This is a genomic window from Enterococcus lactis, assembly GCF_015751045.1.
Classification (GTDB): domain Bacteria; phylum Bacillota; class Bacilli; order Lactobacillales; family Enterococcaceae; genus Enterococcus_B; species Enterococcus_B lactis.
This window is the reverse complement of the sequence record NZ_BNJW01000055.1, coordinates 1-2920: the sequence shown is the minus strand read 5'-3', so window position 1 is coordinate 2920 and position 2920 is coordinate 1. Positions and strand designations below refer to the sequence as shown.

At 37.3% G+C, this 2920-nt stretch carries 4 protein-coding genes; all 4 read right to left on the bottom strand.

What is annotated here, in order from left to right; translation table 11 throughout:
* A partial coding sequence (locus KFO35_RS13900) for a peptidoglycan recognition protein family protein (protein WP_211140347.1) occupies positions 1–835 on the bottom strand: 835 nt, incomplete at its 3' end.
* A gap of 10 nt (positions 836–845) precedes the next feature.
* The gene (locus tag KFO35_RS13895) at positions 846–1043 is read right to left on the bottom strand and encodes a phage holin (protein WP_002302122.1); all 198 of its coding nucleotides are present in this window, start codon (positions 1041–1043) and stop codon (positions 846–848) included.
* 15 nt (positions 1044–1058) lie between these two features.
* The gene (locus tag KFO35_RS13890) at positions 1059–1301 is read right to left on the bottom strand and encodes a hemolysin XhlA family protein (protein ID WP_002322123.1); all 243 of its coding nucleotides are present in this window, start codon (positions 1299–1301) and stop codon (positions 1059–1061) included.
* A gap of 81 nt (positions 1302–1382) precedes the next feature.
* A partial coding sequence (locus KFO35_RS13885; protein WP_244653264.1) for a hypothetical protein occupies positions 1383–2920 on the bottom strand: 1538 nt, incomplete at its 5' end.

The following is a 2920-nucleotide window of genomic DNA, read 5'->3' as shown; positions in this document are numbered from 1 at the left end:
TATAAATCCCATCAGCTCTTACTCTAGCTAGTTCTTTTCCAGTATTGTAGTCCATAATGAAAATATACTCGTATTTATAATTAGCAATGTGCCATCCAGCTACATGCAAGTTTGCGTTTTCGATTTCTCCGAACTGATCAATGTGGGCATAATTTGTTCCATCTGTCAGCGTAGGATTTGCAGCACCTGCTCTAGTTGGATCAATGACTGGTTTATCATCTGAAGTAGTTGGATTTTCATCGGTAAATCCATGAGCTAAATCATAAGCAAGCTTTTCTTTGCTGACTCCCATTTGCGATAAGTAACCATATGGATCTGTATGGTTTCCCCAAACATAATTTGTCACCCACAAATGAGAAATGATTCCTTTTGTAAATAAAGAAGTTCCTTGATCAAGAGTCAATGGAATTCCATATTTTTTTGCACTATCTCTTGTATATTCAATGTAAGCTCGATAGTTTTTCTCAAACAATGCTTTATCATATGTGCGCTGTAATTCAATCTGTACAGGCGCATAAGGATTGGCATTACCAGCACCCCACGAAACATATCCTTGCTCACCCACACGGTAAACAATCCCACCGTCACCAATAACATCTGTGGTATAAGGATTACTTCCGTTATAATTATTTTTCATGTTGGCTGCTACATTTCTTGCTGGTGCATCTATTCCAGCTTCGTGCAAAATAATCTTGTTAGGAATTGCTAATCTGGAGTCTCCTTGATTCGGCGCTAAATTATACTCGTCATTAATAGTATAAGCAAACCCATTAATTGGCAATAAAAAAAGAGCCGTTAATAGGCTCATCGCAGTAATAGTAATTTTCTTTTTCATTTGTTTCCTCCTATTTTTTCAAATTATATGCCGACACACCAGTGATAACGCCTAAAAACGTGGCTACTGCATTGATAGTCAGAACTGTCATATCTGTTCCATTCCATCCATACGCTTTTCCTAACGTGGCTACTAAAACAGATGCAGCTGGTAAAACTGTTAAAACCGTCCATTTAATGACTTGATAATACTTATCGGGTAAAATCATTTCTTCTCACCTCCTTTACAATTTAGTCAAGAAATAGCCAATGATCGTAATGCCTAAACCAATCATGTAACCCCACGACCATTTATTATTGGCTTTCATTTCTTTAATATCTTCTGCATTATTAAGCGCAATAGAATATGCCTGATCCGCTCTATCTTTTGCGCTTTCCGCTTTTTCGCGTAATGATTCGTAATTATCCAATTTCGTTTCAATACGCACTAAGCGTTCTACCACGTCTTGTATTGCTTCGTCTTTCAACCAACTAGCCTCCTTTCATTGCAAAATAAAAAAAGTACTCGATTGAGTACGCTAGTAGCAGTTTTTAATTAATTGGAAATTTTATAATTCCATAATGTGTAATTTGTGTATTCTCGCGCTTGTCAAAGATTTCCCAGAAGCCATTCCTAGACCAATTGAAAATTTATCGCCAACTTTAGCATTCATACAATACATAGATACACTCAATTCAGTTCTAAACCAAAAGTTAGCGCCACTTGCAATACCCATACCGTAACCTGTATCCCATGTTTGAGTTTGATTAGTATCCTTCCACATGTTGATATAAACATACGTACCCCATTGATCAGCAAATTCTACCATAGTTTGTACATCAACTAAAATACTGCACTCTCTAGTAAATGTTGCTTCCCAACGATCAGCATTCCACTCTAAAGGACTTTCATTCATAGCAACATTTAGTTTTGTACCAATGGTTAACATTTCTTCACTTACTCTAAATCTAGAATTTGCGTTTGCTGGTCTCAATTCAGTGCCACCGCTAAACCACGCCTCATATTTCACTGGTTTTTGCATTTCAGTCAGCGTGCTGTTGATTGTGGTTATTGATTTCGTATTGGCAGTTACTTTTTTATCAACTTCATTAATTGAAGCAGTCAACTGCGAATTAATCTCCGATACTTTCCCATCGGTATAGTTGTTTGCTTTACCTGTGATTTCAGCAACCTTAATATCTGTGGCCAGGTTATCTTCTACATATTCTGGTGCTAGATCCCAGACATAATCTTTTGGATTGTTTGAGTCTCGCATGCCAGTACCACGATATTTATACTCACTAATATTCGGGGTTCGGGTGTCGCCTTTTTCTAGTTTTAACCACTTAATTGTACATTGTCCTACACTTGTGCTTGGTACTTGATAAATCTGCACTTGTGGGGTAGTAGGGTGTGAGTCATCTGCTGCTGTAAATGTTTTAGACCACACATTAGTTAAGCCTTCTACTGGTTGTAAGTCACCAACCTCCCATGCATCTCCTGTTGCTCGTGTGAAAAATGGTCTAAAAACCTGTGTTGCTGGCTTAGTTCCTTCAAGTGTGATGGTATACTTCTTACCTTTTACCATTGGTTTAATGTTATAGGTGTTAATAAGATAGTTACTATTAGTAACTGGTTGTTGTGATTCTGGTTTAATTAGATTTTCACCCAAAGCCACCTTACTCAAATAATACGGTGCGTCTAGTAAATTAGGCTGATATGGTGTAGCTGTATCACTTGTTGACGTTACTTTTTCAATCTTAATATCGTAACCAATGTAGATTTTGCCGTTGCCTTCGTTAGGTTGCCAAAGTTGTACGTAAGTTGTATCAAATTTAAGATTACCTGGTACAGTGAACACTTTTGTCACGTTTTGCCATGTCCCTACATTTTCACGTGGTGGGTTTATTGTTCCTAATGCAGTTCCATCGCTAGCTTTTAATATTAAAGCCGTTCTGAAAATGTCAAAATCTGCGTTTATCATAATTGGGACTGTCATAATATACACATTATTAGGAAGCAACGCTGAGCAATTTGGCACGTATATATTTCTGTTTATGTTGACTGCCGAAGGATCGCTACTGTCTAGTTCTAAATATGTTTCGT

Bases quoted from the DNA above. Each gene is read 5' to 3' on its own strand.
- KFO35_RS13895 (WP_002302122.1), bottom strand. From the start codon at position 1,043: ATGATTTTACCCGATAAGTATTATCAAGTCATTAAATGGACGGTTTTA.